Here is a 3,523-nt window from a genome sequence, read left to right as displayed (position 1 = left end):
GGTATATTACCTTGTTTTCTTTTTTCCCAAATACTTGATAATGATGTATTACGTTTGGAAACACGATTGCAAAATCACCCTCATCCATGTGATACAATTCTTGTCCAACTCCAAGTTCAATATCCCCATCCGTTACATACACTACCTCTATTGCTTCATGTAAATGTGGTGGAAAATGCACTGTTTTCTTCCACTCTACCACTATTCCATCAGTTCTGTTCTCATATACCAATAACACTTGCAAGCAACTCCTCAAACAAACTTAGCGGATAATGAAGGAATAGTGAATGTCTTTTTCTGCACTAATCCGATAATCATCTTCCACATCACTTCCCCAGCTATCAATTCCACCGACTCCTCTTACTGCACCATAGACACAAAGGACTGTTCTTCTTGCTGGTGGCAGTTCCTCATGGTGTGTTGCGTTTTCAATCTCTGATGCTGTATAAGGTAGGCATGAAAAAGCAAATGCCTTGTCGTTTTTCTCTATTCTTAATGTCTGTGCTGAACTATCCGTTCTGCTATTATCAAGACTTGTATGTCTTGTAATCTCCAGCCACTCTGTATCCATTCTCATACCACATTCCTGTGGAACCAGATATGGTATCAGTCTCAAATCTGATACCTCATAAACTCCTTTTTCTGCCCCTGCCTTTCTGTCCGGATAGGTTTCCCCCGATAATCCCTTGTACATATATTTATCTGCAAGTGTCGGCATAATAAACCTCATTCCGAATACCGGAAGTTCCGGCAGTCCCTTTACTCCTGTGTAATCCACATCCACCTTGATATTTCCAATTACATCAATTATATAAGATATAATGACTGTTGTTACTGGATTGCTGACAGTCTCATAGGTATATTTCACAATTATTTCCCCGGCAGCCACATCACCGCCATAGCTATTATTGTCCGGAGCATACTGCTTTTGCCGTTCACCGTCCATAATAACTTCCGTTTTTTTACAGTCAATGAACATATCCGATGCGAGCCAGCTTCCACTTTTAATATGAAACCTGCTGCCTCTGTCATTATCTGTTAATGCTCTCCAAAAAGTAGGCTTTGGACAACGATACAGCCATTCATAACCTTTTTTTACTATAGACTCTATACCGCCCTGTGAATAAGAGAATATATAGTCAAACCCTTCTCCATGTACGCCAAGTGTATAATCTCCATATACAACTCTCAATTTATTCTTATCTGTATAAGCCATAGTAATACCTCACTTCCTGCATAGCTGGTTTTTCCTTACGGTCTGCAAATACGATTCCATTTCCTGAAAACTCATAATCAGAAGGCTTATCATCAAAGTCTCCGCCATAACGCAAAACTTCTTTTCCTGTCACTTCATCTTTCACGAGAAGTGCCTGATCAATGAAATCCCAGATAAATCCACCGTGGTACATCTCATACTTATCTATTAACTTCATATAAGTACCAAGTCCTCCCATCGAATTACCCATATCATGCATATACTCACACAAAAGATAAGGTTTCTTTGGATTATTATTTAAATATTCCTCCACTTCATAAGGCTTTGCATACATTCTGCTCTCTACATCTGATATGGTTTCCTCATAATTACGGTCATAGAAAGAGCTTTCATAATGAACAAATCTGCCATCCTGCTTTTCCTTGAAGTAAGTATTCATTGCTTCTATGTCATCACCCGCATAAGATTCATTTCCTAAAGACCAGAAAAGAATTGCTGTATGGTTTTTAAAAGTTTCAAAATTACTTCTAGCCCTGTCAACAACAGCCCCCCTCCATTGAGGAATAGAACCAGGTACGCTGCACGATGGTTCAATCGCACCAAGTTTCTGGAATGTTCCATGACTTTCCATATTCGTTTCTGCCATTACATAAATACCAGCTTTATCACACAGGTAATACCACGGTATCTGATCCGGATAATGGCAGGTGCGTACCGCATTGATATTATTTCTAATCATACAATCAATGTCTGCTGTCATTTCATCCATACCGATGCTTCTTCCTGTCTTTGCACTCCACTCATGACGGTTTACGCCGGTAATGACAAGACGTTTACCATTTAAATAGATTACCTTGTCAATCATTTCAAGTCTTCTGAAACCTATATCATATGGAATTATCTCTAATATTTCTCCATCTTCGCTTCTAAGCTCTACATATGCGTGATACAGATATGGGCAGTGATTATCCCATGCCTTAACACTTCCAACCTCAGTATCAATCACTCCTACACGACTTCCATCCTTTACCTCTAAGGTGATATTGTCCTCTGCCACCTGATTATTCTCTCGGTCTTTTAAAACAAAATGGGCAGCTACTTTCTTTCCTTCTGGAGCAGTTACTTTCATCTTTACCGATACCCTGCCGCTTACATTATCCTTGTTTAGTGTCGGCTGAAACCATACATCTTCCAAATGCACCTCTGGCACTGCTTTTAAAGTTACATTTCTGAAAATTCCAAAAAAGCGGAAAAAGTCCTGATCTTCCAAAAATGCTGCCGTACTCATTTTATGGACCTGAACTGCCAGCACATTTCCTTTTTCTCTGATAAATGGTGTCAGATCAAATTCTGACGGTGTAAAACTATCCTCCGCATATCCTACAAATTGACCATTCAGCCACAGATACATTGCTTCTTCCACACCTTCAAAACAGATACAGATTTTCTTTTCACGCATTTGCTCGCTCAAATCAAATCGTTTGATATAAGATCCGACAGGATTATACTCTGCCTCAGAAAACATTCCTGCCTCGTCCCCGGTACTCTCCATACTATACGCACCCCTGTGATATTCTTTTCCCTCCCACGGATACATTGTATTGATATAGCGTATTTTGTCATAGCCTGCCAGTTCGATATGCCCCGGAACCATAATCTTAGCAAATGAAGATGCATCAAAATTTTCCTCATAAAAATTTTTCGGTCTATCCATTACATTTTTACTAAAAGCAAACTCCCATTGTCCATTTAATGACTGCATCAATGGATTCTCCGATTTTTCCATATCTGCATAATCTATATAGTAGCAATGGTCGCTGTGTGCGTCCAACTGGTTTACACGGAACACTTCCGGATCGTCTAACCATTTCATATCAGCATTCATAATAATTCTCCTTTTTTCTTATTTTCTATATAACCCCTAAAGACAAACTTCAGGGGCTATTTTCATTACTGATTCTGCATATTTTCTTTTAATTTCATATTTGCACTCTCTACATTAAGGAATGAAAGAATGACTGTAATAATTATGTCAAATATGAACGGAAGCCACAAATACATAAAATACATCATATTAATACAGCTATCTGGCTGAACTGCGTTGTCAAGGTTAATATATCCACTTATATCTAGCATCCAGCCTGAAAGTGCAATACCAATACCTCCACCGAGTTTTACGCCTAATGAAGTACAAGAGAACATGGAACCGTCAATTCGCTTTCCACTCTTTAAATAAGTATGTTCTGAACATTGTGCAATTACTGCACTCATGTCTCCCTGCCAAGGTCCTTCTCCAAGGGATGTAAG

The 3,523-nt window shown here is 39.0% G+C and carries 4 protein-coding genes; all 4 read right to left on the bottom strand.

Annotated features, from left to right (window positions below; genetic code table 11):
• On the bottom strand, window positions 1–202 hold a 202-nt coding region (locus tag QZ379_RS12395; protein ID WP_291565339.1), incomplete at its 3' end, for a cupin domain-containing protein.
• 60 nt (window positions 203–262) lie between these two features.
• Window positions 263–1,216, bottom strand: coding sequence for a beta-galactosidase small subunit (locus QZ379_RS12390; protein ID WP_291565336.1), 954 nt, complete (start codon window positions 1,214–1,216; stop codon window positions 263–265).
• Window positions 1,200–3,089, bottom strand: coding sequence for a glycoside hydrolase family 2 TIM barrel-domain containing protein (locus QZ379_RS12385; protein WP_291565333.1), 1,890 nt, complete (start codon window positions 3,087–3,089; stop codon window positions 1,200–1,202). The genes QZ379_RS12390 and QZ379_RS12385 overlap by 17 nt, the downstream gene beginning before the upstream one ends.
• 77 nt (window positions 3,090–3,166) lie before the next feature.
• Window positions 3,167–3,523 (bottom strand): MFS transporter (locus tag QZ379_RS12380; RefSeq protein ID WP_291565330.1); only part of this gene is annotated, 357 nt, incomplete at its 5' end.

The organism is Bacteroides sp. (genome assembly GCF_019417265.1).
Taxonomy (GTDB): Bacteria; Bacteroidota; Bacteroidia; order Bacteroidales; family Bacteroidaceae; genus Phocaeicola.
This window is presented reverse-complemented; position numbering and strand designations above follow the sequence as displayed.